The organism is Amycolatopsis sp. NPDC047767 (assembly GCF_040704195.1).
Taxonomy (GTDB): domain Bacteria; phylum Actinomycetota; class Actinomycetes; order Mycobacteriales; family Pseudonocardiaceae; genus Amycolatopsis.
Genome location: NZ_JBEYSJ010000015.1, coordinates 113840 through 139492, shown reverse-complemented (window position 1 = coordinate 139492; position 25653 = coordinate 113840). Strand labels below are relative to the sequence as shown.

21 protein-coding genes are annotated in these 25653 nt (G+C 71.0%); 17 read left to right on the top strand and 4 right to left on the bottom strand.

Annotated features, from left to right (window positions below; translation table 11 throughout):
* The first annotated feature begins 42 nt into the window (after positions 1 to 42).
* Complete coding sequence (locus tag AB0878_RS26330) at positions 43 to 768, top strand: GAF and ANTAR domain-containing protein (RefSeq protein ID WP_366582902.1); 726 nt, start codon at positions 43 to 45, stop codon at positions 766 to 768.
* Between the two features lie 25 nt (positions 769 to 793).
* Complete coding sequence (locus AB0878_RS26325) at positions 794 to 1531, top strand: GAF and ANTAR domain-containing protein (RefSeq protein WP_366582901.1); 738 nt, start codon at positions 794 to 796, stop codon at positions 1529 to 1531.
* 9 nt (positions 1532 to 1540) lie between these two features.
* Here the strand turns inward: AB0878_RS26325 and AB0878_RS26320 are convergent, their stop codons facing one another.
* Entirely contained in the window at positions 1541 to 2308 is a 768-nt protein-coding gene (locus AB0878_RS26320) for a GAF and ANTAR domain-containing protein (protein ID WP_366582900.1), read from the bottom strand.
* A gap of 124 nt (positions 2309 to 2432) precedes the next feature.
* Positions 2433 to 3584: an MsnO8 family LLM class oxidoreductase gene (locus AB0878_RS26315; RefSeq protein WP_366582899.1), complete on the bottom strand. Its 1152-nt coding sequence runs from the start codon at positions 3582 to 3584 to the stop codon at positions 2433 to 2435.
* A 468-nt stretch (positions 3585 to 4052) separates the two neighbouring features.
* On the opposite strand from AB0878_RS26315, the gene AB0878_RS26310 reads away from it, so the two are divergent.
* From AB0878_RS26310 to AB0878_RS26250, 13 genes are all read left to right on the top strand, one after another.
* Positions 4053 to 5132 (top strand): LLM class flavin-dependent oxidoreductase, encoded by a 1080-nt coding sequence (locus AB0878_RS26310; RefSeq protein ID WP_366582898.1) that lies wholly within the window; start codon positions 4053 to 4055, stop codon positions 5130 to 5132.
* 4 nt (positions 5133 to 5136) lie between these two features.
* Positions 5137 to 6540, top strand: a complete 1404-nt coding sequence (locus AB0878_RS26305) for an NtaA/DmoA family FMN-dependent monooxygenase (RefSeq protein ID WP_366582897.1) — start codon at positions 5137 to 5139, stop codon at positions 6538 to 6540.
* A gap of 258 nt (positions 6541 to 6798) precedes the next feature.
* Positions 6799 to 7767 carry an amino acid ABC transporter permease gene (locus AB0878_RS26300; protein ID WP_366582896.1) on the top strand — a complete coding sequence of 323 codons (969 nt, stop codon included), beginning with the start codon at positions 6799 to 6801 and terminating at the stop codon, positions 7765 to 7767.
* A gap of 5 nt (positions 7768 to 7772) precedes the next feature.
* Complete coding sequence (locus tag AB0878_RS26295) at positions 7773 to 8546, top strand: amino acid ABC transporter ATP-binding protein (protein WP_366582992.1); 774 nt, start codon at positions 7773 to 7775, stop codon at positions 8544 to 8546.
* Positions 8543 to 9538, top strand: coding sequence for a transporter substrate-binding domain-containing protein (locus tag AB0878_RS26290; protein ID WP_366582895.1), 996 nt, complete (start codon positions 8543 to 8545; stop codon positions 9536 to 9538). The genes AB0878_RS26295 and AB0878_RS26290 overlap by 4 nt, the downstream gene beginning before the upstream one ends.
* Positions 9535 to 10251, top strand: a complete 717-nt coding sequence (locus tag AB0878_RS26285) for a GNAT family N-acetyltransferase (protein WP_366582894.1) — start codon at positions 9535 to 9537, stop codon at positions 10249 to 10251. Before AB0878_RS26290 ends, AB0878_RS26285 begins: the two co-directional genes overlap by 4 nt.
* A gap of 158 nt (positions 10252 to 10409) precedes the next feature.
* Entirely contained in the window at positions 10410 to 11588 is a 1179-nt protein-coding gene (locus AB0878_RS26280; protein WP_366582893.1) for a serine/threonine-protein kinase, read from the top strand.
* A gap of 159 nt (positions 11589 to 11747) precedes the next feature.
* Positions 11748 to 12482, top strand: a complete 735-nt coding sequence (locus AB0878_RS26275) for a 2OG-Fe(II) oxygenase (protein WP_366582892.1) — start codon at positions 11748 to 11750, stop codon at positions 12480 to 12482.
* Positions 12479 to 12967, top strand: coding sequence for a hypothetical protein (locus AB0878_RS26270; RefSeq protein WP_366582891.1), 489 nt, complete (start codon positions 12479 to 12481; stop codon positions 12965 to 12967). Before AB0878_RS26275 ends, AB0878_RS26270 begins: the two co-directional genes overlap by 4 nt.
* A gap of 485 nt (positions 12968 to 13452) precedes the next feature.
* A complete protein-coding gene (locus AB0878_RS26265) occupies positions 13453 to 16704 on the top strand; it encodes a TIM-barrel domain-containing protein (protein ID WP_366582890.1) in 3252 nt (1083 codons plus the stop codon).
* Between the two features lie 149 nt (positions 16705 to 16853).
* Positions 16854 to 17741, top strand: a complete 888-nt coding sequence (locus AB0878_RS26260) for an LLM class flavin-dependent oxidoreductase (protein ID WP_366582889.1) — start codon at positions 16854 to 16856, stop codon at positions 17739 to 17741.
* The gene (locus AB0878_RS26255; RefSeq protein ID WP_366582888.1) at positions 17738 to 18028 is read left to right on the top strand and encodes a helix-hairpin-helix domain-containing protein; all 291 of its coding nucleotides are present in this window, start codon (positions 17738 to 17740) and stop codon (positions 18026 to 18028) included. The genes AB0878_RS26260 and AB0878_RS26255 overlap by 4 nt, the downstream gene beginning before the upstream one ends.
* A gap of 76 nt (positions 18029 to 18104) precedes the next feature.
* On the top strand, positions 18105 to 20912 hold the full coding sequence (locus AB0878_RS26250; protein WP_366582887.1) for a sugar-binding domain-containing protein: 2808 nt from the start codon (positions 18105 to 18107) through the stop codon (positions 20910 to 20912).
* Positions 20913 to 21654: 742 nt separating this feature from the next.
* On the opposite strand, the gene AB0878_RS26245 is transcribed toward AB0878_RS26250, so the two are convergent.
* Positions 21655 to 22515: a YihY/virulence factor BrkB family protein gene (locus AB0878_RS26245; protein WP_366582886.1), complete on the bottom strand. Its 861-nt coding sequence runs from the start codon at positions 22513 to 22515 to the stop codon at positions 21655 to 21657.
* 462 nt (positions 22516 to 22977) lie between these two features.
* Positions 22978 to 24093 (bottom strand): hypothetical protein, encoded by a 1116-nt coding sequence (locus AB0878_RS26240; RefSeq protein WP_366582885.1) that lies wholly within the window; start codon positions 24091 to 24093, stop codon positions 22978 to 22980.
* A gap of 464 nt (positions 24094 to 24557) precedes the next feature.
* On the opposite strand from AB0878_RS26240, the gene AB0878_RS26235 reads away from it, so the two are divergent.
* Together AB0878_RS26235 and AB0878_RS26230 are read left to right on the top strand one after the other, a co-directional pair.
* The gene (locus AB0878_RS26235) at positions 24558 to 25325 is read left to right on the top strand and encodes a DinB family protein (RefSeq protein WP_366582884.1); all 768 of its coding nucleotides are present in this window, start codon (positions 24558 to 24560) and stop codon (positions 25323 to 25325) included.
* Between the two features lie 49 nt (positions 25326 to 25374).
* Positions 25375 to 25602 carry a hypothetical protein gene (locus AB0878_RS26230; RefSeq protein ID WP_366582883.1) on the top strand — a complete coding sequence of 76 codons (228 nt, stop codon included), beginning with the start codon at positions 25375 to 25377 and terminating at the stop codon, positions 25600 to 25602.
* Positions 25603 to 25653 lie beyond the last annotated feature (51 nt).

The window sequence follows — 25653 nt, the reverse complement described above, 5'->3', positions numbered from 1 at the left end:
GCTCAATCGGTCGGCGGGAATGCCGAGACGGGAGTGGCCGTGATGGACGATCGGCGGCAGCAGCTGTACCGGCTGCTCGCCGAGGACGGCCGGGAGCAGTTCGGCCCGCGCATCGAGCGGGTCTGCGCCGTGTGCGTGGGAACGCTCGAAGTGTCCGGTGCCGGTGCCACGGTGCTCGGCAACGGCAACGGCAATGGAGCCGGTGTCGGGCGCCACCGTGGCCTGGTGCACGCCAGCAACCCCGTGAGCGCCGGGCTCGACGACCTGCAGTTCACCGTCGGCGAGGGCCCGTGCCTGGACGCCTACGCTTCCGGCGGTCCGATCCTGGTGCCCGACCTGCTCGCCGAGAGCGCGCGGTGGCCCGCGTTCGGCCCGGCCGCGGCCCGGCTCGGTGTCGCGGCGGTGTTCTCGTTCCCGCTGCAGGTGGGGGTGGTGCGGCTCGGTTCGCTCGACCTCTACCGCGACCAGGCGGGTCCGCTGTCGCGCAGCCAGCTGTCCGACGCCCTGCTGCTGGCCGACGTGGCCACCCAGGTGGTGATCGGCCACCTCGACGGGCACGCCGTCAGCGACCTGTCCTGGCTGGCCGACTCCCACATCGAGATCCACCAGGCGGTGGGGATGGTGAAGGTTCAGCTCGGGGTCACCGCCGACGCGGCCCTGCTGCGGTTGCGCGGGCACGCGTTCGCCGAAGGGGCGACGCTGAGCCACGTCGCCCGGCAGGTCGTGGCCCGCACGCTGCGGTTCACCGACGAAGAGAAGCCCGCATGATGACCAGCGAAGAAAGGCGTGTTGCATGAGCGCGACCCCAGACCAGCGGCTGGCCCGCACCTTCGTTGCCCTGGCCGACACCCTTGTCGTCGGCTTCGACGTGCTCGATTTCCTGTCCGCGCTGACCGAGCGCAGTGTCGAGCTGCTGGAGGTCGACGCGGCGGGCGTGATCCTGTCCGATCAACGCGGTGGCTGGCGGCCCGCCGCCGGTTCGTCCGAGCGGGCGGACCTGGTCGAGCTGTTCGCCGTCCAGGCGCGGCAAGGACCGTGCTTCGACTGCGTCGCCGAGGGGCGGCCGGTCCGCAGCGGCGACCTCGCCACCGAGGCCGCGCTGCGGCGCTGGCCGCAGTTCGCCCCGGCCGCTCTCGACGCCGGCTTCCGCGCGGCCTCCGCCGTGCCGATGCGGCTGCGGGAGCAGACCGTCGGCGCGTTGACACTGCTGAAACAGGCACCGGTCGACCCCGACGACAACACGATCGCCATCGGCCAGGCGCTGGCCGACGTGGCCACGATCGGGATCCTGCACAACCGGGCCGCCTCGCGCGCGGAACTGCTGGCCGAGGAGCTCGAAGCCACGCTGCGGCGGCGCGCCGTGATCGAGCAGGCCAAAGGTGTGCTCGCCGAGCACGGCGGCATCGACATGCACGAGGCCTTCACGGCGTTGCGCCGCTACGCCCACGCCCAGGAACGCGGGCTGTCCGAAGTCGCGCGCGACCTCGCCGACGGCACCGTCAGCCCCGCCGACATCTTCGCCCGCGGGTGACCGAGACCGTCAGGCCGGGTGCTGGCGCAGGATGACGTCGAGGTCGACGCCGCCGCCGACGACCTCGGCCGCGAGCTCGGTGAGCCGGCGGTGATGGGCCCGCGCGTAGCCGCGCAGGTGGCCGAACGCCTCGTCCATCGACATCCCGCCGTGCTCGGCCAGCACGCCCTTGGCCTGCTCGATCAGCACCCGGCTGTTCAACGCGGTCTGCAGCTGGGCCGACAGCTGGTCACCGTGTTCGATGGTGCGCTGCTGAAGGATCCCGATCGTCGCCACATCGGCCAGGGCCTGCGCCAGGGCGAGGTCATCGGCCCCCACGCCACGCGGCTCGGTGCCCAGCAGCGTCAGGCCCCCGAGGACGTCGTCCCGCAGCCGCATCGGCAGCGCGTGGGCGGACCGGAACCCGCATTCGCGCGCCGCGGCGGCGAACCGCGGCCAGCGGAGGGCCGAGGCCTGCAGGTCGGGACTCGAAACCGGCTCGCCCGTCCGGACGCAGTCCACGCACGGCCCGTCGTCGGTCTGCACCGCGAACAGCTCCAGCAGCTCCGCCCGGTGCGACGACGTCGCCGCCACCTGCAGCCGATCTTGGCCACCGCGGAGGATCACCCCCGCCGCCGCGACGTCGACCAGGTCGACGACCTGCCCGGTCAGCATCCCGAGGAAGTCGACGACATCGAAATCGGCGACCAGCGTGTCGGCGAGGGCGACGAACGCGCGGGCCAGCTGCCGTTCCCGCCCGGCCAGCGTTCGGGTTGCCGTGGTGGAGTGCTCATCCATGGGTCTGCTCCGTCTCCGGCGAAGGTCCAGGAACAGGGGAGTCCTCCAGGATACGCGGGGGACAGCCGAGCGCTCGGCGAAACGATCCCACGCCGAAACCGGCGCGGGTGCCGACAGACTCAGCTCAACCTGTGCTCGTCCTCCATTCGGTGGCGAGGAGTTCGTAGGAGCGAAGGCGGTCGGCGGGGTCGTGGGTGATCGTGGTGACGGCCAGTTCGTCCGCGCCGGTCGCCTGCTGGAGGCGGCGCAGCTGCGCGACGACCGTGGCGGGTGAGCCGACGATCTGGGTGTCGACCCGGTCGGCGACGAGCGCCCGGTCCTCGGCGGTCCACGTGTGCGCGGCGGCCTGTTCGGGGGTGGGGAAGGGGATGGCGCCTTCGCCGCGGCGGATGCCGAGGACCCAGAGGCCGTAGCCGGCCGCGAGGTGGCGGGCGTGGTCGTCGGTGTCGGCCACGACGACGTCGGCCGAGACGGCGACGTAGGGCCGCGAAAGGTGCGCCGACGGGCGGAAGGCCGCGCGGTAGCCCTCGACCGCGTCGAGCACCGTCGCGGGGCTCACGTGGTAGTTGGCCGCGAAGCGCAGCCCGCGGCTGCCGGCCACCCGGGCGCTCTGCCCGCCGCTGCTGCCCAGGACCCAGACTTCGACGTCGGCGCCTTCGCCGGGAACCGCGTGCGCCGCCACGCCCTCGGCCGAGCGATAAGTCCCGTCCAGCAGTGCGAGCAGGTCGTCGACCTGCTCGCCGTAGTCCGGGGCTTCGGCGCCCGGCTGCTGGAGCAGGGCGAACGTCACGGCGAGCCGGGCCGAGCGCCGGAGGTTGCCGAGATCCGGGGGCCGGGGGATGAGCACGCCGCCGTTGTGGTGCGCGGCGGGCCGGTGCTCGGGCGCGGAGGCGCGCTCACGGATCAGCTGCTTGCCGCTGCGCCCGAGCCCGAGGTCGAGGCGGCCGGGGTGCAGCGCGTCGACGAGGCCGAACTCCTCCACGGCCGACAGCGGCGTCCGGTGGCCGAGCTGCACTCCGGCCGATCCGACGCGGATGCGTTCTGTCGCGGACGCGAGCAGCGCGGCCAGGACCGGCGGCGACGATCCCGCGACGCCTTCGTTGAGGTGGTGCTCGGCGAGCCAGTACCGGCGGTAGCCGAGCCGTTCGGCGTGGCGGGCGAGGTCGATCGCGTTGCGCACGGCCTGCGTCGCGGTCGAGCCCTCGCTCACGGGAACGAGGTCCAGGACCGACAACGGGAGGTCGGGCGCCCCGGTTCGGGCGGCGTCAGGCGACATGCCCGACGACCGTGAGGGTGTGCTTGACCGAAAGGTTTCGAGACACCCGGCCACGCTAGGCCGAAACTCCGCGGACGGAGCCGATTCCCGGATCCTGGACCCTTCCCGGTCTTTGTGCGGCCCTTCACTTTGTCCGGCAAGGGTTTCGCTCCGTGGACGGGCTGGCCTCACCTGCACGCCGGTGCTGACAATCGTCGTGCGACGGGGGTGGCAGCAGGGACCTGCCGGTTCATCCGGCCGACCTCACCGGGACTGTCCACAGGGGAGCCGATTCCGCGTGGCTGCTACGCCTCGCCCGCCTCGTCGGGTGCGGTTTCGCGGGCCGACCGAATGCGTCGGACGGGATCGGCAGTTTGTTCGCCAGGCCCGTCCTACCCCGTGAAACCCGGAATACCCCGAGCGCCGCAGCGGCTGCAGACGCCGTCCGGCAGATGGTGCGCGCGGCGCACGTGACAGAGGAGACGGGCCATGACATCCCTCGCGGTGGCACTGGAGATCGACGGCGCGGGAGCGCATCCCGCGGCGTGGCGCAGGGCGGCGCATCCACCGTCCGGGCACTTCGATCCCGGGCGGCTGCGCGCACTCGGCGAGACCGTCGAGCGCTCCGGCTTCACCGCGGTGACGCTGGAGGACGACCTGCTGCCGGGACCCGCGCCGGAGCCCGCGGGCCGCATCGGGTCGCTGGAGCGCGCCGCGTTCCTCGCCGAGGTGACGAGTGTGCTGGGGCTCGTGCCGGTCGTGTCGATGACCTACACGGAACCGTTCCACGTCTCGTCCGCCCTCGCGGCGTTGGACCACCTCGGCCACGGCCGGGCGGGATGGGTCGTGGGCAGCACCGAGAACCCGGCGGCCGCGCTCGCCTGGGACCGTCCTGCCGTGACGGGGGAGGCCGCGCTGCGGCGCGAGGCCGCCGACGCCCTGCGCGTGGTGCGCGCGCTGTGGGACTCGTGGGAGGACGACGCGGTGGTCCGCGACGTGACCACGAGCCGTTACCTGGACCGCGATCGCGTGCACTACATCGACTTCGTGGGTGAGACGTACTCGGTCAAGGGACCGGCGATCGTGCCGCGACCGCCGCAGGGCAACCCGGTCGTGTTCGCCGCGCCGGAGCTGGTCGATCCGGCGGACGCCGACGTCGCCCTGATCTCCGGCCGGGACCTCACCGCGGTGGCCGCGGCGTCGAGCCTGGCCAGTGCCGCACCGCTCCGGTTCGCCGAGGTCGAGGTCGCTCTGGACACCGAGGCGCACAGCGGGGCCGAGCGGGTCGCGGACCTGGCGCGGCACGCCCCCTGGGCCGATCGCGGGCGCCTGCGTTTCGTCGGCGACGCACCGGGGTTCGTGCGGCTGCTGGCCGACCTGGCCCGCACTGTCGACGGCGTGCGCCTGCACCCGCTTGTCCTCGACGAGGACCTGCCCACGCTGGCGAGGTCGGTCCTGCCGCGGCTGCGCGCCGAACGTCTCGCCGCGGCACCCGTTCCCGGACAGTGGCTGCGGTCGACGCTCGGTCTCGCCGCGGCCACCAACCCGTTCGCCACCACCGGAGGTTGAGCCGATGACCCGCACCGATCCGCACGACGTTCCCCGCCCGCACGCGAAGCTGCACTTCGGGGTGTTCTTCCAGGGCGTCAACCACTGGACGATCTGGACCGACCCGCGCAGCGGCTCGCAGATCGCGCCCGAGTCCTACCGCCAGGTCGCGCTGACCGCCGAGCGCGGCCTGTTCGACGCCTTCTTCCTCGGCGAAGGACTGCGTCTGCGCGAAATCAACGGCCTGGTGCACGACCTCGACGTGGCCGGCCGGCCCGAGGCCATCACCCAGCTGTCCGCGCTGGCCGCGGCCACCCGGCACATCGGTTTGGTCTCGACGTCGAACGTCACCTACAACGACCCGGCCGACCTGGCCCGCCGCTTCGCCGGGCTCGACCTGCTCTCGGGCGGGCGCGCCGGCTGGAACGTCGTCACGACCGACAACGCGTGGACGGGCGAGAACTTCCGCCGCGGCGGCTACCTCGACCACGCCGACCGGTACCGGCGTGCCGAAGAAGTGCTCGGCGCCGCACGGGCGCTCTGGGACGCCTGGGCCGACGACGCCCTTTCCACCTCGACCGGCGCCGAGTCGTGGGCGCGGGACGGCTCGATCGCGCCCGTCGTCCGCCACGGCGACCTCGTCGACCTCGAGCTCACCGGCGGCTTGCCGCGCAGCAGCCAGGGCCACCCGGTGATCTTCCAGGCCGGCGACTCGTCGGAGGGGCGCGACTTCGCCGCCCGCAACGCCGATGTGATCTTCTCCGCCCACGGCTACGATTTCGACGACGCGCTCGCGTTCGCCGGCGACATCCGCCGCCGCCTCACCGCCGCCGGCCGGACTCCCGAGGACCTGCGCATCCTGCCCGGCGCGTCCATCATCCTCGGCGACACCGAGGCGGAAGCCGAGGAGAAGGCGCGCTGGGTGCGGCAGCAGCAGATCACGCCCGGTACCGCACTGGCGCAGGCGACGTTGCTGTGGAACGTCGACCTGTCGGCCTACGACCCCGACGGGCCGTTGCCCGACCTCGAACCCCGCGAGCAGGACAGCAGCGGCGCCTTCGGTGCCGCCCGCGTGGCCGACTCGCGCGCGACCGTCGCGCGGTGGCGCGAGGAGGCCGCCGCCCACGGCTGGTCGTTGCGGCAGACCGTCATCGAGCTTGGGCAGCGCGCTCGCAGCCACGTCGGCACTCCGGCCGGGCTGGCGGAGAAGTTCGCCCGCTTCGTCCGGGAGGGTGCGCTGGACGGCTTCAACGTCTCGCCCTACCTGGTGCCCGACGGCCTCGACGACATCGTCGGCTCCCTCATCCCCGCGCTGCAGGAACGCGGTCTGTACCGCACCGAGTACACCGGCACGACGCTGCGTGAGCACCTGGACCTGCCTCCGGCCCGGCGAGGGGAAGGAGCTCTGCCGGTCGCGGAGGCCAGCTGACCGCGCCGGCAAGATCTACTGTGGACAGTGCGCTCCGCCCTCTGCCCGGTTGCCTGCCGGGCAGAGGGCGGTGTTCGGCATGACCATCCGGCCCCGCCCGGTCTCGGCAAGTGTCCACTCGGGACATTTGCACCGAAACCTTTGTCACGGGCCAAGTTCATCATGTGAGAGTGTCGAGCCGGTGCTCGACAGGGGTGCGGCGACCGGGTCAGAGTGATCGGCGGCAGCACGCTTTCCCCTTCCCCTCTGGAGTCACTCGTGAGCTCTCCTCCGGTCACTCGCCTCGAAACCTCGTCATCCGGACCACCGGTCGACGAAGCCCGCCTTCGTGAGTTCGCCGCGCGGCGCGTGCTGCCGTTGCGCAGGCCGGGCCGCTGGATCGCCGCCGCGGTGGTGCTGGTGTTGCTGGCGCAGCTCGTCCACGCGCTGGTGACGAACCCGGTGTTCCAGTGGAACGTGTTCGGCTACTGGTTCTTCCGGCCGGTGATCCTCGACGGGCTGGTGCTCACGCTGGAGCTGACCGGGCTGGCCGCGGTGTTCGGCCTGGTGGGCGGCATCGTGCTGGCGTTGATGCGGCTGTCGCGAAACCCGTTGCTGCAGGCCGTTTCCTGGGCCTACGTCTGGATCTTCCGGTCGATCCCGCTGATCGTGCTGCTGCTGTTCCTGGCCAACGTCACGGCGCTCTACAGCACCCTGAGCCTCGGCATCCCGTTCGGACCGTCGTTCCTGCAGTTCAGCGCGACGGACCTGTTGAGCTTCTTCGTCGTGGCCGTGCTCGGGCTGAGCCTCAACGAAGCCGCGTACGCCGCGGAGATCGTTCGCTCCGGCGTGCTGTCGGTGGACCAGGGGCAGCTGGAGGCGGCTGCCGCGCTGGGCTTGCCGCGGTGGCGCCAGTACCGGCGGATCATCCTGCCGCAGGCCACGCGCGCCATCGTGCCCGCGTACGCGAACCAGCTGATCGGCCTGCTGAAAGGCACGTCGGTCGTGTACATCACGTCGTTGCTGGAGCTGTTCGGCGTGGTCGAGACGCAGGCGAGCACCAACAGCGGCCAGATCATCCCGCTGCTGCTGGTCGGCACGGTCTGGTACGTGATCCTCACGAGCGTGCTGTCGGTGGTGCAGTACTACGTCGAGCGCTACTTCTCCCGCGGCGCGCTGCGGACGGTGCCGCCGACGCCGGTGCAGCGGTTCCGGCGCCGGCTCCGCTCGCTGGGGGTGGCCCGGTGAGCGAAGTGCGCGTGCGCAACGCGGTGAAGTCCTACGACGGCATCCGGGTCCTCGACGACGTCGACCTCACCGCGCCCGCGGGCGAGGTGACGGTGCTGCTCGGTCCGTCCGGGTCCGGGAAATCGACGCTGTTGCGGGCGATCAACCACCTGGAGCGCCTCGACAGCGGCTACGTGAGCATCGGCGGCGAGCTGGTCGGTGTGCGGGTGCACGGCGACCGGTTCAAGGAGCTGAGCGAACGCGCGATCCTGCGCCGGCGTTCGCGGATCGGGTTCGTGTTCCAGCACTTCAACCTGTTCCCGCACCTGACGATTCTCGACAACGTCATCGAAGCCCCGGTCGTCACCCAGCGCGTCGCGCGGGCGACGGCGCAGGCCCGGGCGCGCGAGCTGCTGGCCCGCGTCGGCTTGGCGGACAAGGAAACCGCCTACCCGCGTCAGCTTTCCGGCGGGCAGCAGCAGCGGGTCGCGATCGCCCGCGCGCTCGCGCTGGAGCCGAAGCTGATCCTGCTCGACGAGCCCACCTCGGCGCTCGATCCCGAACTCGTCGGCGAGGTGCTCTCGGTGATCCGGGACCTCGCCCGCTCCGGGACGACGTTGATCGTCGTCACCCACGAGATCCGCTTCGCCCGCGAAATCGCCGGCCACGTCGTGTTCCTCGACGCCGGCCGCGTCGTCGAAGAGGGCCCGCCCGAGCAGGTCCTCGACCGTCCCCGTCACGACCGCACCCGGGAGTTCCTCGGGAGGGTCACCCGCACCGAAAGCGCAGGAATCCCATGAGACGCCGCTCTTTGCTGCCCCTCGCCGCCGTCACCGTCGTCGCCCTGTTCGCCGGCGCGTGCGGCGGCAGCACCCAGGCCGCGACGAACCCGGACGGCACGCACACCGTGAACGTCGCCGCCAACACCAGCGACGAGCACCCGGTGACGCTGACCGTGCCGACCGTCGCCGAGATCCGCGCGAAGGTGCCGAAAGCGATCCTCGACCGCGGCAAGCTCGTGATCGGCGTCGGCGCGCTGCCCTCGGGTTTCCCGCCGCTGGCCTACGTCGGCACCGACCAGCGGACCCTCACCGGCGCCGAGCCCGACCTCGGCCGCCTGGTGGCCGGCGTGCTGGGGCTCGAGCCCGACGTGCAGAACGCGTCTTGGCAGAACCTGTTCGTACGCCTGCAAAGCGGCCAGTTCGACGCGGGGTTCTCCAACGTCACCGTGACCGAGCAGCGCAAGCAGCAGGGCTTCGACTTCGCCGCCTACCGCGAGGACAACCTGGGCTTCGAGGTCAAGCGCACCAGCACGTGGAACTTCGACGGCACCTACGAGAGCCTCGCCGGCAAGACCGTCGCCGTCGACTCCGGCACCAACCAGGAGAAGATCCTGCTGGAGTGGAAGAACCGGCTACAGGCCGAGGGCAGGAAGCTGGACGTGCGGAACTTCGCCGACAAGAACAGCACCTACCTCGCGCTGGACTCCGGCCGCATCGACGCCTACTTCGCCCCCAACCCCGGCATCGCCTACCACGCCGCGCAAACCGCGAGCACGCCCAACCCCACGCGCAGCGCAGGCAAGTACTCCGGGGCCGGCGCGACGCTGCAGGGCCTGATCGCGGCCACCACCAAGAAGGGCAACGGGCTCGTCGAGGCGTTGTCGGAGGCCATCGACTACCTCATCCAGCACGGCCAGTACAAGCAGTGGCTCGCCGCGTACGGGCTCGAGAACGAAGCCGTCGAAAAGGCCGCGGTCAACCCGCCCGGACTCCCGCTGGACAACTCGTGACCGAAACGAGCACCACCGAACCCACTGCTGTTCTGGACGACCCCGCGTGGGCCTCGCTCACCGGCCCGCACGCGCACTTCGCCGAACGCCGCGGCCGCCTCGTGCGCTATCCGGTCGACGTGGCCCCGTTCCTCGCCGTCGATCCCGCGGCGCGCGGCCCGGTGTGGGACGACCTCGCCGCGCTCGCCGGCCCCGGCGCGGTGGTGCCGCTGCTCGCGCGGGCCGGCACGCCGCCACCCGGCTGGGAGGTCCTGCGCGAGGCCGCGGGCGTGCAGCTCGTGGACCACGGCGTGGCGGCCGCGCCGGATCCCGAGGCCGTGCGGCTGACGGAAGCCGACGTGCCGGAAATGCTCGACCTGGTCGCCCGCACCCGGCCGGGCCCGTTCCTGCCCCGCACCGTCCTGCTCGGTACCTATCTCGGCCTGCGCCACCGCGGCGCTCTCATCGCGATGGCCGGGGAACGCCTGCACCCGCCCGGCTGGACCGAGATCAGCGCCGTCTGCACCGACCCCGACCACCGGGGTCGTGGCCTGGCCACCCGCCTCGTCCTGGCCGTCGCCGCCGGCATCCGCGACCGCGGCGAAACCCCCTTCCTGCACGCGGCGGCCCACAACCACAACGCGATCCGGCTGTACGAGTCCCTCGGCTTCCGCCTACGCCACCGCACGGTCTTCGGCCAGGTCCGGGTACCGGAGGTGGTCGAGGAGCGCTGACGTGCGGATGGTCTCGGTTTCCGGTCCGGTGTTTGGCGGGTGGTTCCGCGGGGGTACTTGGGCGGTCACCGAGAGGACGGGGGTGTCGGCCGATGACGGACGGACGCGGGAGCGACGCCAGTGGCGTCACCGATCCTCGGTTCACCCTGGGCGCCCAGGTGCTGCCGTGGGAGGTGCCCGAGGATCCGCCGCACTCGATCGCCGGGCGCTACGACGTGGAGCGGCTGATCGGCAGCGGAGGCACGGCGCGCGTCTACCGGGCGGTGGACCGCAGGCTCGGCCGCGAGGTCGCGGTCAAGGTGTACGACCGGCAATCGGTCGCGGTGGAGCAGGTGCGCCGCGTGCGGGAGCGGACGATCCAGGCCGGCATCGACCACCCGCGGGTGGTGGCCGTGCTCGACAGCGGGACGGACGGTGGCCGCCCGTTTCTCGTGATGCAGCTCGTGGACGGCGAAAACCTGGCGGAGCGCCTGTTTTCCGGGCCCCTGCCGGCCGATCAGGTGACCGATCTGGCGGTGCGGCTCGTCGAGACGGTCGCGCACATCCACGCCCGGCGCGTCGTGCATCGGGACCTCAAGCCCGCCAACATCCTGCTCGGCCCGGACGGCCCGTTGATCAGCGATTTCGGCATCGCGCACGAGCTCGGCTCGACCAGCATCACCGGCACGGGGTTCGTCACGGGCACGGCCGCGTACCTCGCGCCCGAGCAGGTCGTCGGCGAGCCGGCCGGACCCGCCGCCGATGTCTACGCGCTGGGTCTCATCCTGCTGGAATGCCTTACGGGACAACGCGAATACCCTGGCACGATGGCCGAATCGGCGATGGCGCGGCTGCACCGGCCGCCGCGCATTCCCGCCGGGTTGCCCGCACCGTTGGCGCACGCGCTCGAGCGGATGACGGCCCGGGAGCCCGCGCACCGCCCCACGGCGGTTGAGGCCCTGCAGCTGCTTCGTCAGCCCGTTACCGCGGTTGCGCCGGTTCGGCCACCGGCCGTGGCCCGCAGGCTTCGCCCGAGGCTGCTGGCCGCGTTCGGAGGCATCGCGGCCGTCACGACGGCAGCCGTCCTCGCTGTGGCGCTCACGGGACCGGACGCGCCCGGCCCCGCACCTGCCGCCCAACTTCCCGCTGCGCCGGCGCCGTCAACCGCCGCCTCCGCGAAGCCACCTACCTCCGCCGTCCCGGCGGCGGTACCGCACAACCCCGCCCCGTCGCGGCCGATCCCCGTCGCTGCGCGAGGCCCGGGCGCTCTTCCCAAGACGCCAGCCGCGGGCGGCAAAGCCAGAGGCAAACCCGAAGAGAAGGCCAAGGGCAAAGGCAAGGGCCCCGGCGGCCCGTAGCGCCTCCGCTCGCAGACACCCCACTCGCCGCAATCCCGACCGGCTCACGCTGTACGCCGGGGCCACCGCAAATCGCCGGCGGAGGCCATCTCACGTTTTACCCTCGGCCGCCGTCTACCAGGTAGAGGAGTGTCCGGCATTCGTGAACCTGGAGATTGCATGAACGCTGCACGGCAAGCGACCGTGGATCGCTGGCGCGACCGCGTCGAGTCGGGGGACTGGCCGGCGATCACCGCCGAGGTCGACGAGTACGGCGGGGCCCTGCTGCCCCGGCTGCTGGCCCCGGAGGAGACCGAGGAGATCAGGGGGCTGTACGCGCGGGACGACCTGTTCCGCAGCACCGTCGACATGGGCCGGCACCGCTTCGGCCGGGGCGAGTACCGGTACTTCCACGCGCCGTACCCGGAGCCGATCGAGCGGCTCAAGCAGGCGTTGTACCCGCGCCTGCTGCCGATCGCCCGCGACTGGTGGACCAAGCTCGGCCGGCCCGCGCCCTGGCCGGACACCCTCGACGAGTGGCTCCGGATGTGCCACGACGCCGGCCAGGCGAAGTCCACCGCGATCCTGCTCCGCTACGCCGAGAAGGACTGGAACGCCCTCCACCGCGACCTGTACGGCGACCTCGTGTTCCCGTTGCAGGTCGTGATCAACCTCAACGAGCCGGGCGTGGACCACACCGGCGGGGAGTTCCTGCTGCTGGAACAGCGCCCGCGCGCCCAGTCCCGGGGCACGGCCACCCTGCTGCCGCACGGTCACGGCTACCTGTTCACCACCCGCGACCGGCCGGTCGAATCCGCCCGCGGCTGGTCGGCGGCGCCGGTCCGCCACGGCGTGTCCGCCATCAGGTCGGGCGAACGGCACACCCTCGCCCTCGTCTTCCACGACGCGGCATGAGCGGCGAAAGCCCTTTGCTGACGAAGCCCGCCACCTACGACGCGGACCTGACGGCCACCGACGCCGAGGTCGACGCTCTCGTCCGGCTCGCCCTTGCCCGCGGCGCCCGCGACATCACGATCGGCTCCGGCCGCACCGCCCGCGCCCTCGCGACCGCCCGCGCGGTCGAATCCGCCTGGGCCCACGCCGGCGGCCGGACGCTCGGCACCGTCACCTGGCCCGAAACCGCAGCGTCCTGGCTGCGCCCGGCCTCCCGATTCGCCGCGGCCGACCCCGACCTGTGGCTCATGACCGGACCGGCCACCGGCTGGGCCCAGATGACCCGGCGCCTCTTGTGGTCGACCCCCTGGACCCCGGCCCGCACACTGGCGACCGCCGGAATCGGCGATCCGCGCACCCTCGCGCTCGTCGGCCTCGCCCACCTGCACGGCCTCACCGGCGCCACCGCGGACGGCGCCTCCTGGCACGTGGCCGGGAACGCATGACGCCGGACACATCGCACTGCGCGAGGAACGGGCCTCGCAGACCCGGCTTGGTCGTTCGAACCGGACCTCACGTTCCCGCGCAGCAGTTCGTCTACCCGGCATGGACAAGAAATCGCAGCCTCGATCCGGGAAGCACCTCCCGATGACCGACCCCGACGGCGACCAACACGAGCGCACAGCGATCGAACTCGTGTCCTGCCCCGAGTGCGGGAACGTCGCCACGATCGAATGGGCGTCCCGGCTCTCCGGCGTTCCGCACGTGAAAGTCCGGTGCCTCGAACGGCACTGGTTCCTCATGCCCGCGGAGCGCATCACCTGCTACGGCTCCGAACGGCCGTACCGTGATGCCGACGCGCCCGCGGGTTGTTCGTCCGCGCGGAGTCTGCCGGTGCCCGACAGGACAGACCACCGGACAGGCTCAGGCCCGCGTCTTCAGCCTTGATCCTTCCCGAAGTACCGTCGCCGGGGATCTCTAGGAGGCAACGGTGACCAGGCGGTCGACATCGGTCCGGCGACGATTTCTGGTGCGGCTGCTGGCCGTCGTGTGTCTGGCGGGCACGCTGGTGTCCACGGGAGCGTCCGCCGGCGCCACACCGGTTTCCGCGCTCGCCGCGCAAACCGTGACCGCCGGGCAGGCACGGTTCGAGGTCCTCTCGCCGACGCTCATCCGGACGGAGTATGCGGGCGACTCCGCCTTCGTCGACGCCGGCACGTTCAACGCGGTCGGCCGCGGCAGTTTCGCCCGGACCCCTTACACCGCAACGAAACGTGACGGCTGGCTGACCATCCGGACCAGTTCCGTCCAGCTGCGCTACAAGCTCGGCTCGGGCGCGTTCTCCGACGACAACCTCACCGTCGAGCTGCGCACGGGCGGCCAGGACGTCACAGCCCGCCCCTGGGCAGGCAAACTGACCCCGGCCTGCGCGTTCGGCGCCCTGTGCGAGGCCGAGGATCTGCAGCTGTCCGGGCCGGGCGCGGCCGACGACCACCGTGGTTACACCGGCGCCGGGTTCGCCGCGGGCTTCGCCAACGCCGGCGACGCCCTGGCGTTCCGCACGACCGCCGCGAAGGCCGGCGACTACCAGCTGGATCTTCGGTACGCCAACGGATCCGGCGGCGACGGCCAGCACACCACGCGCACGCTCACCGTCCTCGTGGACGGCGGCGATCCGCACCAGGTGTCGTTGCCGCCCACCGCCGACTGGGACACCTGGACCCTCGCCACCGTGCCGGTGACGCTGCCCGCGGGCGAGCACCAGGTCAGCATCGAGCGTGGCGCCACCGACTCGGGCAACGTCAACATCGACAGCCTCGCCGTGGTCACGGCAGGCGCCGCGTACCCGCAGCCCGTCCCGCCCGCACCCACGCCCTGTGCTTTCGGCGCGCTCTGCGAAGCCGACCAGGGCGCCCTGGCCGGCGGCGCGCACGCGGCGAGCGACCACGACGGCTACTCCGGCAAGGGCTTCCTCGCGGGCATGGAGCGGGCGGACGCGTCCAGCGCGCTCACGGTGACCGGCGTGCCCGCGAACGGCTCGTACGACCTGCAACTGCGCTACGCCGACGCGACCGCCGTCTCCGGCCAGAACCAGCCCACCACGTTGTCGGTCCGGGTGGGCGACGCCGCACCGACCAGCCTCACGCTGCCGGCGACGAGCAGCTGGAACTCGTGGCGGACCACGGCCGTCCCGGTCAAGCTGGCGGCGGGCACCGACACCGTGACGCTGGCCTGCCCCGACTCGACGAACTGCCACCTCAACATCGACACCGTCGCGATCACGAAGCCCCATGCGCCGCTGCTCGCCCCGCACGCGGCTCTCGGCGGCTACCGGCGCGGGCTCGACGGCGTGGACGGCACCGCGGTCACCGCCCCGGGAATCCTTTACCAGGACGGCTGGTCGCTGCTCGACGACACCGCTTCGGCGCTGTATGACCCGCGTACCAAGGTCGTCACCCAGCGCCAGGCGCACGGCGGCCAGGCCTACCAGGACGGATACGTGTTCGCCTACGGCCAGGACTACACCCGCGCGTTGCGGGAGCTGTCCCAGCTGACCGGGCCGTCGCTGCTGCTGCCCCGCTGGTCGTACGGCGTCTGGTACTCCGAGTACTACGACCGCACCGCCGCGGACTTCGAGCAGACCATCCTGCCGAAGTTCCGGTCGGAGAACGTGCCGCTGGACATGCTCGTGGTCGACACCGACTTCAAGACGCCGAACAAGTGGAACGGCTGGGAGATCGACCCGGCCCGTTTCCCCGACCCGGCGGCGTTCTTCCAGTGGGCGCACGATCAGGGCCTGCACACCGCGCTGAACGTCCACCCGAGCATCCTCGCCTCCGACCCGCAGTTCGCCGCGGCGCAAGCGACCGCGAAGGGCAAGCTGAAGCCCGGCAGCTGCGGCGGTGGCGGCACCGACTGCTACGTGTTCGACTTCGGCGACCCGGACCAGCTGCGCGCCTACTTCGACCTGCACCGGCCGATGGAGCAGCAGGGCAACGACCTCTGGTGGCTCGACTGGTGCTGCGACGGGTCGAGCTCCGGCCTCGCCGGCGTCACCCCGGACTCGTGGATCAACCAGCAGTACGCCGACGACGCGGCGAAGACCGTCGGCCGCGGGTTCGCGTTCTCCCGCGCGTACGGCTCACTGCAGGCCGGTGGCTACAGCTCGCCCACCGCGGTGCCCACGGGGCCCTGGGCCGACAAGCGCACCACGCTGCACTTCACCGGTGACACCATTTCCGACTGGGCCACGCTGGGATTCGAGGTCGGCTACACGCCCGGCGAGTCCGCGGCGACGGGGCTGGCTTCGGTGAGCCACGACATCGGCGGCCACACCGGGGGCCTGCAGGAACCGGGCAGCGAGCCGGGCAGCACGAAGCTGCCGGACGACCTGTACGCGCGCTGGGTGCAGCTCGGCACGTTCCAGCCGATCGACCGCCTGCACTCCAACCACAGCGACCGGTTGCCGTGGCAGTACGGGGCCGCCGCGGACACGTCGGCGACGAAGTTCCTGAACCTGCGCGAGGACCTCGTGCCCTACACGTACACGCTCGCGCAGCAGGCCACCGCCACGGGGCTGCCGATCGTGCGTCCGCTGTACCTGCAGTACCCCGGGCAGCAGGAGGCCTACGCCCAGGCAGGCGGCGAGTACCTGTACGGGCCGGACGTGCTGGTCGCTCCCGTGACGAGCCCCGGCACCACCGCCACCACGAGCGTGTGGTTCCCGCCCGGCAGCGACTGGACCGACTACTTCACGGGCAAGACCTACCACGGCGGGACCACCGCGCAGATCACCACGGGCTGGGACACCATGCCGGTGTTCCTGCGCTCGGGCGGCATCATGGTCACCCGCAGCGCCGACGTCACCGGCGACCAGGGCCACCCCCTGACCGCCACCACGGCCACCGTGGCCGGCGGCCACCAGGGCACCTTCACCCTCTACGAGGACGACGGGCAGTCACCCTCGGCCAAGGGCGCCACCACCCGCCTGACCTACACCGAGGACCCCCACTCGGCGACACTCGCGATCGACGCCATGCACGGCTCGTACCCGGGCCGGCCGGCGCAGCGCACCTGGACCGTGCGGTTCACCGCCGCCAAGGCTCCGTCGGCCGTGCTCGTCGACGGCCACCGCAGCGCCGCGAACACGTGGACCTGGGACCCCGCGACGAAAACCGTGACCGTGCGGACGCCCGCACAACCGACGGCCCGCCCGCTCACGGTGCGGTTGCTGAACTCGTAACCCGTCGTCCCGGCGGACGAGCCGTTGCGCGCCCTGCTGCTGTGGCATGGCAAGGCCCGTCGTGTGGGTGTCCGATCTGTTCAAGATCCGGCCGGCCCTCCCCGCTTACGTTGGCGGCGAGGGAACGAACGCCGACGGAGGAGAGACGGGTGCGGATCGGGATCGGACTGCCCGCCGCGGTGCCGGGGACGGACGCCGCGGGGATCGGACGGTGGGCCGCCGAGAGCGAGGAGCGGGGCTTCCGTTCGCTGGGTGTGCTCGACCGGTTGGTGTACGACAACCTGGACCCGCTGGTGGCACTGGCCGCCGCTGCGGCGTGCACGGAGCGCGTGGAGCTGCTGACCACGGTGCTGAACACCGGTTATCGCCGCAATCCGGTCGTCCTGGCGAAGCAGATCGATTCGGTCGAACGCCTTTCCGGAGGGCGGCTCACCGTCGGGCTCGGGATGGGCGGCTGGCCGGAGGACTACCACGCGAGCGGCGTCGAAATGACGAAGCGGGGCGCCCTGTTCGAGTCCACTTTGGACACGATGCGGCAGGTGTGGCGCGGCGAGCTGTCCGGGGCCTGCGGGCCGATCCCCGGCCTGCCACCAGGCCGTCCGCAGGTTTTGCTCGCCGGGGTCGTGCCCGCCGGTTTCGTCCGGGCCGCGCGGTTGGCCGACGGCTGGGTGGCGCCGTCCTTCGGGCTGGAGGTCTTGAACGAAGGGGTGGCGACGGTCCGGCGGGAGTGGGGCCGAGCCGGCCGCGAGGGGCGACCGCGGATCGTCGTCGAGCGCTACTTCTGCCTGGGGCCGCGCGCGGCGGAAACGGCCGAATCGTATGTGGCGCACTACTACGGGGCCGAGTTCTTGCCCCGCGTCCGTCTCGACGTCATCACCGACGAACCCCGCCTGCGCGAGGAGATCGGCCGGCTTTCGGAGGCCGGAGCCGACGATCTGGTGCTGTTCCCGTGCTCGGGATCACCCGAGCAGATCGGCCTGCTGGCCGGCGTCCTCGACAAAACGGCCTGGGAATCGGAAAAGGAGGCACCCCGATGAGCTCGCACAAGGAATCCGGCCTCACCACACTGGCCAACGTCGGCCCCGCCGTTGCGGGCTACTTCGAGAGCATCGGCATCACCCGGATCACGCAGCTGGCGAACCAGGACCCGGTCGAGCTGTACGAGCGGATGTCCGCGGCGGCCGGTGAACGGCTCGACCCGTGCCTGCTCGACACGGTTTTGTCCGTTGCGGACCAAGCCGCCGGGCGGCCGGCCCGACCGTGGTGGCACTACACCGCGGAGCGCAAGCAGCTACAGGCCCGGCACCTCCCAAAGTCGGATTGACAAAGGGATCCCGGCCCGTCGATCATAGAAGTCGCACTGAGCGTGACAACGTTGTCAGACACGGATCGGGAGCGACGTGACCCAGCTGAATCGCAGGCGGTTTCTGTCCGGTGGGATCGCGATCGCCGGTGGTGGCGCGCTCGGCGCGCTCGGCCTGTCGGGCATCGCCGACGCGGCCCCGGACGGCACGGCCGGTGGCCGGCCCCTTCACCTCGACGGCCACGAGATCACCGGCGGCTGGACCTTCACCGCGGCCGACGCGACAGCGGCAACCGGGGACCGGTTCGCCAGTGCCCAGCAGCTCGCGGGCCTGAAGCCGGCCGTCGTGCCGGGGACGCCGCTCACGAGCATGATCGCCAACGGCGAGTACCCCGATCCGCTGTACGGCCACATCGTGACCGACACGGTCCCGGACACCCTCAAGGACACCGGCTACTGGTACCGCGTCGCGTTCGCCGTGCCGCGGCTGATTCCGGGCCAGCGGTTCTGGCTGCAGTTCGACGGCATCAACTACCTGGGGACCGTCTGGCTCAACGGCACCGAAGTCGGCACCGTCGCGGGTGCGTTCAAGCGGAGTGTCTTCGACGTCACGGACATCATCACGAACGCGAAAGGCACCGCGTACCTGGCGGTGCTGGTCGGCAAGCTGGACTACGTCGACCCGCCGTCGCTGCCGAGCTACGCCAGCGGGGTGACGCGCGGCGGGCGCAACGGGGGCAAGACCGGGATCACCTTGAAGAACGGGCCGACGTTCTTCTGCACGGCGGGCTGGGACTGGCTGCCGACCATCCCGGACCGGGACCTGGGCATCTGGCAGCCGGTCACCTGGTCCACCACCGGCCCGGTCCGGTTGACCGACGTGCACGTCGATCCGACGCTGTCGGCCGATCTGCGCACCGCCGACGTCACGGTCGAGCTCGCCCTCGACAGCGCGTTCGGCACCGCAAAACCCGTGGTGCTGAAGGGATCCCTCGACGGTCACGACTTCGAGCGGACCGTGACCGTGCCGGCCGGGGCGTCCACGATCACGCTGACGTCGAAAGACCTCGCCTGCCTGCGCCTGGACCGCCCGAAGCTGTGGTGGCCCAACGGGTACGGCGACCCCCACCGTTATCGGCTCACGATCGCGGTGGAGTCCGGCCGTGAGGTCTGCGACGAGCGGACGGTGGACTTCGGGGTACGGCGGATCGAGTACACCAAGCCGGTCGAGTCGCCGTCCGGCGCGACCGTCGACGGTCTGGCCATCACCGTCAACAACCAGCCGATCCTGGTGATGGGCGGCAACTGGGGCCTGGACGAGGCGCTCAAACGCATTCCGCGGCAACGGCTGCGCGACCAGGTGCGGCTGCACCGCGACGCCAACCTCAACCTGATCCGCAACTGGAACGGCCAAAGCAGCACCGAAGACTTCTTCGAGGCGTGCGACGAGTACGGCATTCTGGTGTGGCAGGACTTCTTCTGCTCGACCGAAGGCCCGCCGCCCGCAGACGTCGCGCGCGACCTGGACAACATCCGCGATTGCATCGTGCGGTTCCGCAACCACCCGTCGATCCTGCTCTGGTGCGGTGGCAACGAAGGCCCGCCGCCGCAGCCGCTCGTCGACGGCCTGGACGCGCTGGTGGCCGAGCTCGACCCGAAACGCGCGGCGCTGACCAGCTCGGCCGGCGACACCGGCCAGGACCCCATCGGTGGATACAGCTCCGGCGGTCCGTACCACTGGGTCACCCCCGGCACCCACTTTTCGCTCAACGACGGCACGAAGTGGCCCCCGTTCCACAACGAGGTCGGCTCGTACTCGATCCCGACGCTGGAGTTCATCCGCAAGATGCTCCCCGAGTCGTCGTGGGAACACCCGGACGACTTCTGGGCCGACCGCGACGTCAACGGCAACGGCGGCAACGGCGGCGGCGCCGGGTACCTGGCGCTCATCGCGCAGCGGTACGGCGAGGTGCTGAACCTCCCGGACTTCGCGCGCAAGTCGCAGCTGATGAACTACGAGTGCATCAGGGCGATCTACGAGGCGCACGCCGCGAACATGATCAGCGCGTCGCCGGGCAAGCCGTACCCGCGCACCGGCGTCATCATGTGGATGACCAACCCCGCGCAGCCCAGCTTCGTCTGGCAGATGTACACCCACGACCTCGAGGCGCACTCGGCGTTCTACGCGGTCCAGCACGCCTGCCGGCGGGTCAACGTGATCCTCGACCGCCAGACCCTCGACGTGGTGGTGGCCAACCACACCCGGTCGGCCGTGCGCGGCACCGTCGACGCCACGCTCTACGCCCTGAACGGCACGGTGTTCGCCCAGACTTCCCTGCGCGTGCCCGCCGCGGCCGCCTCCGACCACACCGTCATCGGCACCCTCGCGCCCCAGCTCGCCGCCACCCCCGACGACGTCGCCTTCGTCCGCCTGTCCCTCAAGGACCAGCACGGTACGGAACTGGTCCGCACCTTCTCCTGGCTCGAGAACCCGGCGCGCCCCACGGGATTCGCAAGCCTGGACACCGCTCCCGCCCCCGCCGTCTCCATCACCGCCGACGCCCGGCGCGACCGCGACGAGCTCACCCTGACCGCGGAGGTCACCAACACCGGCCACTCCGTGGCCCTCATGCTGCACCTGCAGGCCTACGACACCCACACCGGCGACCGCATCCTGCCCGCCACCTTCAGCGACAACTACCTCAACCTGGCCCCCGGCGAGTCGACCACCGTCCACACGCAACTGACCGCCGACCAAACCCGCCGCCACCCGTCCCTCGGCATCCGCGTCGACGGGTGGAAGATCGACCAGCCCGCTTCCCACCTGCGCGGCCACGGCATGGCCGTTACCTTCAACCAGGCCGCCCTTTCCACCCACCCCCCGACGAAAACCTTCGGCGCGTAGCCGGAAGCGAGGGGTCCGGCCGAAACGCCTGATCCCTCGCTTGCGGCCGGCCAGCGACGGAACGCTGTCCTGATCGACGGGTGACGCCGCGTCAGCGCCGTGGGTGCTCGGCCGAGGGTTGTTGGGTGGCGTGGCCGGCGTTCGTGTTCGGCATCTGCTTGTCGCTGGTGGCCAACATCTGCTCGGTGACGACGCTGAGCCCGCTTCAGGTGACAGTGGCTGCTTGTCCTCCGTCGGTGTTGCTGATGGCAGTCGAGCTGCTCGACGGCGCACGGAAGCGCCGGACAGCGGTCGAGACTGGCTCCGAGACGGCTTCCGCACGCCGAGAGTGGAGCGAACGCGGTCTCGGGCTCGCCACAAAGGACGGGTCACGAAACCGCCGAGATCGTCGGCTCGCACTCCGTGTCGCATCCGTCCACAGCGGGCGGGATGACGGCCGAGCAGCGGATGTGGGAGCACCACCGGCGTGAAGCAGCCGGCGGTCGGACTCCGAATGGAGCCGAGTTGGATCGGGTGGCCGGTACGCACAACGACGGTCGGCGGATCTTGCGCCAGTGGCGAACTGCCAAGAAGACCCCCGGATGAACGGGTGTGCCTGCGCGGGGTACACCGAAGGTGAGTAGCGCGGACTACCGGTTGATCCTGGCCAACGAGCGCACCTTCCCTGCGTAGCTGCGCACCGTACTTGCGTTGAGCGCTGCTGGGTTGGTCAGGGCGTGATCGAGCCGGCGGAGTTTGAGGCTCATTTTTTGGTGGTGCACCTGACTGACCGGAGGTCGATCTCCACACCGATCAGCAGGGCGAAGTGGCCCACCCACAGCCACGCGAGAAAGATCACCACAGTGCCGAGCGCGCCGTAGCCACCGGCGGCGAAGTTCGCGTTGTACCAGGAGAACGCGCCGGATCCGGCGAGCCAGAGGAGCACGCCGACAACGCCGCCCCGACTCACCCATTTGGCTCGCCCGCGCGGGGCTCCCGGGGCGGCGGGCAGTCCTCGCTGCAGCAGCCCGAAGAAGATCAGGAGCACTGCGAACAACAGCGGCCAGCGCAGTACGTGCCAAAGGCCCGCGACCAGGTCGGGCAGCCCGACCGCCCGCTCGAGGGCGGCGCCGAGCGGACCGCCGGCCAGCAGCGCGAGAGTGATCCCGGCCAGCAGGGCGAGCATCAGGAGAGTCAGCGGAAGCCGCGAGAGCTTGGCGACCCAGGGCAGTCGGGTGTCCGGCACGCCGCGAATCCCGCCGATCGCGCGTTGGCAGGCGGCGACGTAGCCCGAGACCGCCCACACGCTCGCGACCAGTCCGACCCCCACGACAGTTCCGGCCGCGGTGTGGTCGCGCAGGGCGTCGCGCAGAACCGGGCCCACCCCGGCGGCGCCGGCCGGCAGCAGCTCGACAAAACCATCGACGACGACGTCGGTGTCGGGAGTGGAGCGCAGGGTCAGCTCGAGAATTGCGACCAGCACGATGAGCGCCGGGAAGATCGCCAGCAGGCCGAAGTAGGTCAGTGCGGCGGCTCGGTCGGGTAGCTGGTCCTCGGCTACGACTCGCAGCGCGGCCTCGACTCGCCTGCGCAGCGCGCGAACCAGCGGAGCCGAGTTTGTCACGTGCTCATGCACCTCCTTTCGCCAAGTCTGCGCCGGCTTCGTCGGCGTGACCTCGTCCGGGAGGGTGGAGACCTCGAGCTGTGTCCCTCCGCCCCCATCCTCTTGTGCGACATCCGTTTCCGCAGCCACGCGCCAAGACCCCGGGCCCGGGCGCGTGGCGGGGCGTTTCTCACCTGGGAAGGGTGATGTGTCAGCGGTGGTCTCGGTGGTGGTTCTGCGAGGTTGCGAACACGAACGACACGAGGGTGACGATCTCGGAATGAGGAGCACCTGGGGTCTGGTGTCAAGCGGCGGTTGGTTTGACGCAACGTGTTCGGCCGTGTGGGGCGTGTCGTTGATGAGCTGCTGGTACACGGCATCGGCGAGGTATCGAGTTTGGAACCCAGCGGCTCGCGACGCGCCCGTTCACCGGCTGTACTCGCTGCTCCGGGTGGTCAACCGCGCAGGTCGAGGGGTCCGCGATCACGCCGTCGGCGCGTATCTCAAGGTCGCGGCGACGTCGCCGCCGCGCGGGACGTCCTCGTGGCGGACGGCGAGCAGGTAGGCGCCCGACAGCCAGGCCCGGCGCGCGATCTCGTCGACGAGATCGACGGGGCCGGGAGCTCCGAAGGTCACCTCGCCCGAGTCGTCGACCTCGCCGGGGACGGTGGCGTCTATGTCCACGAACAGCGTGTGCACGGCGCCGCGCGTGGCGAAGCGGGCCAGGTCGGCGAGGTCGGTCGAGGTGCGACCCTGCCCGAAGCGTTCGTCGAAGGTGCTTTTCTCTTCGTCGAGCCGCGCGGCGTACCAACGGTCGAGGACCGCGCGGGCTTCGGTGACCAGCTCGCCGTCACCGCGGTCCTCCGGGTTGCCGGGCACGCTGTGGGGCACCAGGTCGGGGTAGCCGCAGTGCACGCGGAAGATGCTGTCGAGCGGCTCCGTAGCGGCGAGGACGAGCGGCACGCCGTGGCCGGGCAGCACCTCGCGCAGCGCGCCGTCGACCAGCCGGGAGAACTGCGCCATGCGCAGTTTCTGTCCCTCCGCGCCCTGCACCCGGCGGCTCGGTGCGCGGTCCTTGACGGATGCCTTGCCGACGGCGGACGCCACGTCCGCGGGCATGCCCGGCACGCGTATCTCACGCGGCGGAGCGTCGGGCACGGTTTCCAGCACCCGCGCCGAACCCTGGGCGAGCGCCAGCACGAACGCGGTCTGCGGGAAGGTCACTGCGCGCATCAGCGGTTTGACGAAGAACCGTGTGGCTCCGACTGCGGCCGGCGTGAGGCGGTTGGGCAGCCGAAAGCTGTGCAGCGAGGTCGGCGTCGCGAACACGGCGAGGCTGCGCGCCTGGTGCCGCCAGAAGACCCCGGAGTCCTCGTCCTCCAGCACGGCGAGTTGTTCTTCCAGTGCCGCGAGGTCGTGCTGGTCCACGTCGCCGAGCTGTGCCAGCGCTTCCCGGACTCCGTTCTTGGAGGCGATCCGCTCCGCCTCGCCCGGTGACGTGGGCTCGGTCTGCAGGTAGATCGACACGGCGGCCGGAGCTTCGGCCTGCCAGAGCGCGTCGATCTCGGAGCGGGTCGGGATGTCGGTGTACAACGTCATGCGGTTCCTCCTCATCGAGGTGTCCGTCCGCCCGTCCTGCCTGAGGCAGGGCAGGAAGCTCCATTCTCGACAGTAGGTCCAGGCACGGCGGGAAACCATGGAAGTCCGGTGACCCGGCGTTCGACGTAACTCTCTGCGGTCCTTGGAACGTAGGGGCCGGCACCGCCGCGATGAACCCGACGCCATCGAACAAGTACTCAGGCGGCTGACCGACCCTCGCCAATACCCTCACGACCGAGAGTCAGCAGACAAGGTGCGAGACGGGCTCAATCACCTGCTGGAAGTCGAGAACTTGCACGTTGAGCTGGACGGCGAGCTGCGCCCGGTCATCACGAGGTCTGCACGTTGTGCGTCGCGACAGCGCCTTGCCGCGGACTCACGCTGGCCCCGCCTTTCGCATCGAGTCGATGGCCAGGCCGCTGCCGAGTGTGGCGGGGGCGGGGCGGGTGGGCGAGACTGCTTCGATGGTTTCCGAGTACGCCCAGAGCGATCAATTCCGTGGTGCTCGTATCCGCCTGTGCAATCTCGCCGGCCTCGAGATCCGCGATTGCGAGGTGAATGGCCTGAAGATCGTCGACTGCTACGGCAGGGACGTCTATCTCGGTGGTGACTTCGAGCGCCTGGTCGTCAACGATGTCGACGTGACCGCCTACGTCGAGGCGGAACTCGACCGCCGGCACCCCGTGCGGGTGCTGGCGCGGGACGCGGCATCCCCCGCGGACTACGGGGCTGCGTGGGACGCGATCGAGGCCCTGTGGGGCGCGACGCTTGACCGGGCGAGGCTGTTGCCCGAGGCCAGACTGCACGAGCGGGTGGCGGGCGAGTGGTCGTTTGTCGAGACGCAACGGCATCTGCTGTTCGCGTGCGATGCCTGGCTCGGCAACGCCGTGCTCGAGGAGGAAGCGCCCTACCACCCGTGGGGCCTGCCCGCCGGGGGGATGCCGCCCGACGCGGCGGCGAAGCTGGGCCTGGACCTTGACGCCACCCCGTCGCTCGACGAGGTGCTCGCGCCACGGCTGGCCCGCATGGCCGTGATGCGGCGTGTCGTCGAAGGGCTCACTCCGGCCGAGCTCGACCGGGTGTGCGGTCGCAAGCCGGCGCACCCGTATCCCGACACGGAGTACGTCGTGCGCCGCTGTCTCAAGGTAGTGCTGAAAGAAGAAGGCGAGCACCACCGTTACGCGGCGCGCGACCTTGCGGTGCTCGAGGCAGGTGTGCCTGAACCGCAGTAGTCTTCGAGCTATTCCCCGGCCAGGTGGCGAGCCCTGGTGTCCGTGATGGGTGACGGAGGTCGGCGGCTCCACGGTCGTTCAGATCGCCTTGCCGAACGACCTCGCGGGCGTGGAAACCTTCCCGGGAAGCTACTTCCTCAACACGGAGGCTGAGGTCGTTGTTGACCTCACGCCGCTTGAATTCGCCGAGCACGCGAGCGTTGAGATCACTTCGGCGAAAGCTCGGGACATCCTGGACGAGCTTGGCTCGCATTCTGCCCCGAAACGATTACCGTGATATGAATGATTTTCTGAACGACTTGACCAAGTTATCCCTGGGAAAATTTCT

Bases quoted from the DNA above. Each gene is read 5' to 3' on its own strand.
- AB0878_RS26240 (WP_366582885.1), bottom strand. From the start codon at position 24,093: ATGACGTTGTACACCGACATCCCGACCCGCTCCGAGATCGACGCGCTC.
- AB0878_RS26270 (WP_366582891.1), top strand. From the start codon at position 12,479: ATGAGCGGCGAAAGCCCTTTGCTGACGAAGCCCGCCACCTACGACGCG.
- AB0878_RS26320 (WP_366582900.1), bottom strand. From the start codon at position 2,308: ATGGATGAGCACTCCACCACGGCAACCCGAACGCTGGCCGGGCGGGAA.
- AB0878_RS26290 (WP_366582895.1), top strand. From the start codon at position 8,543: ATGAGACGCCGCTCTTTGCTGCCCCTCGCCGCCGTCACCGTCGTCGCC.
- AB0878_RS26330 (WP_366582902.1), top strand. From the start codon at position 43: ATGGACGATCGGCGGCAGCAGCTGTACCGGCTGCTCGCCGAGGACGGC.
- AB0878_RS26315 (WP_366582899.1), bottom strand. From the start codon at position 3,584: ATGTCGCCTGACGCCGCCCGAACCGGGGCGCCCGACCTCCCGTTGTCG.
- AB0878_RS26325 (WP_366582901.1), top strand. From the start codon at position 794: ATGAGCGCGACCCCAGACCAGCGGCTGGCCCGCACCTTCGTTGCCCTG.
- AB0878_RS26305 (WP_366582897.1), top strand. From the start codon at position 5,137: ATGACCCGCACCGATCCGCACGACGTTCCCCGCCCGCACGCGAAGCTG.
- AB0878_RS26275 (WP_366582892.1), top strand. From the start codon at position 11,748: ATGAACGCTGCACGGCAAGCGACCGTGGATCGCTGGCGCGACCGCGTC.
- AB0878_RS26310 (WP_366582898.1), top strand. From the start codon at position 4,053: ATGACATCCCTCGCGGTGGCACTGGAGATCGACGGCGCGGGAGCGCAT.
- AB0878_RS26255 (WP_366582888.1), top strand. From the start codon at position 17,738: ATGAGCTCGCACAAGGAATCCGGCCTCACCACACTGGCCAACGTCGGC.
- AB0878_RS26235 (WP_366582884.1), top strand. From the start codon at position 24,558: ATGGTTTCCGAGTACGCCCAGAGCGATCAATTCCGTGGTGCTCGTATC.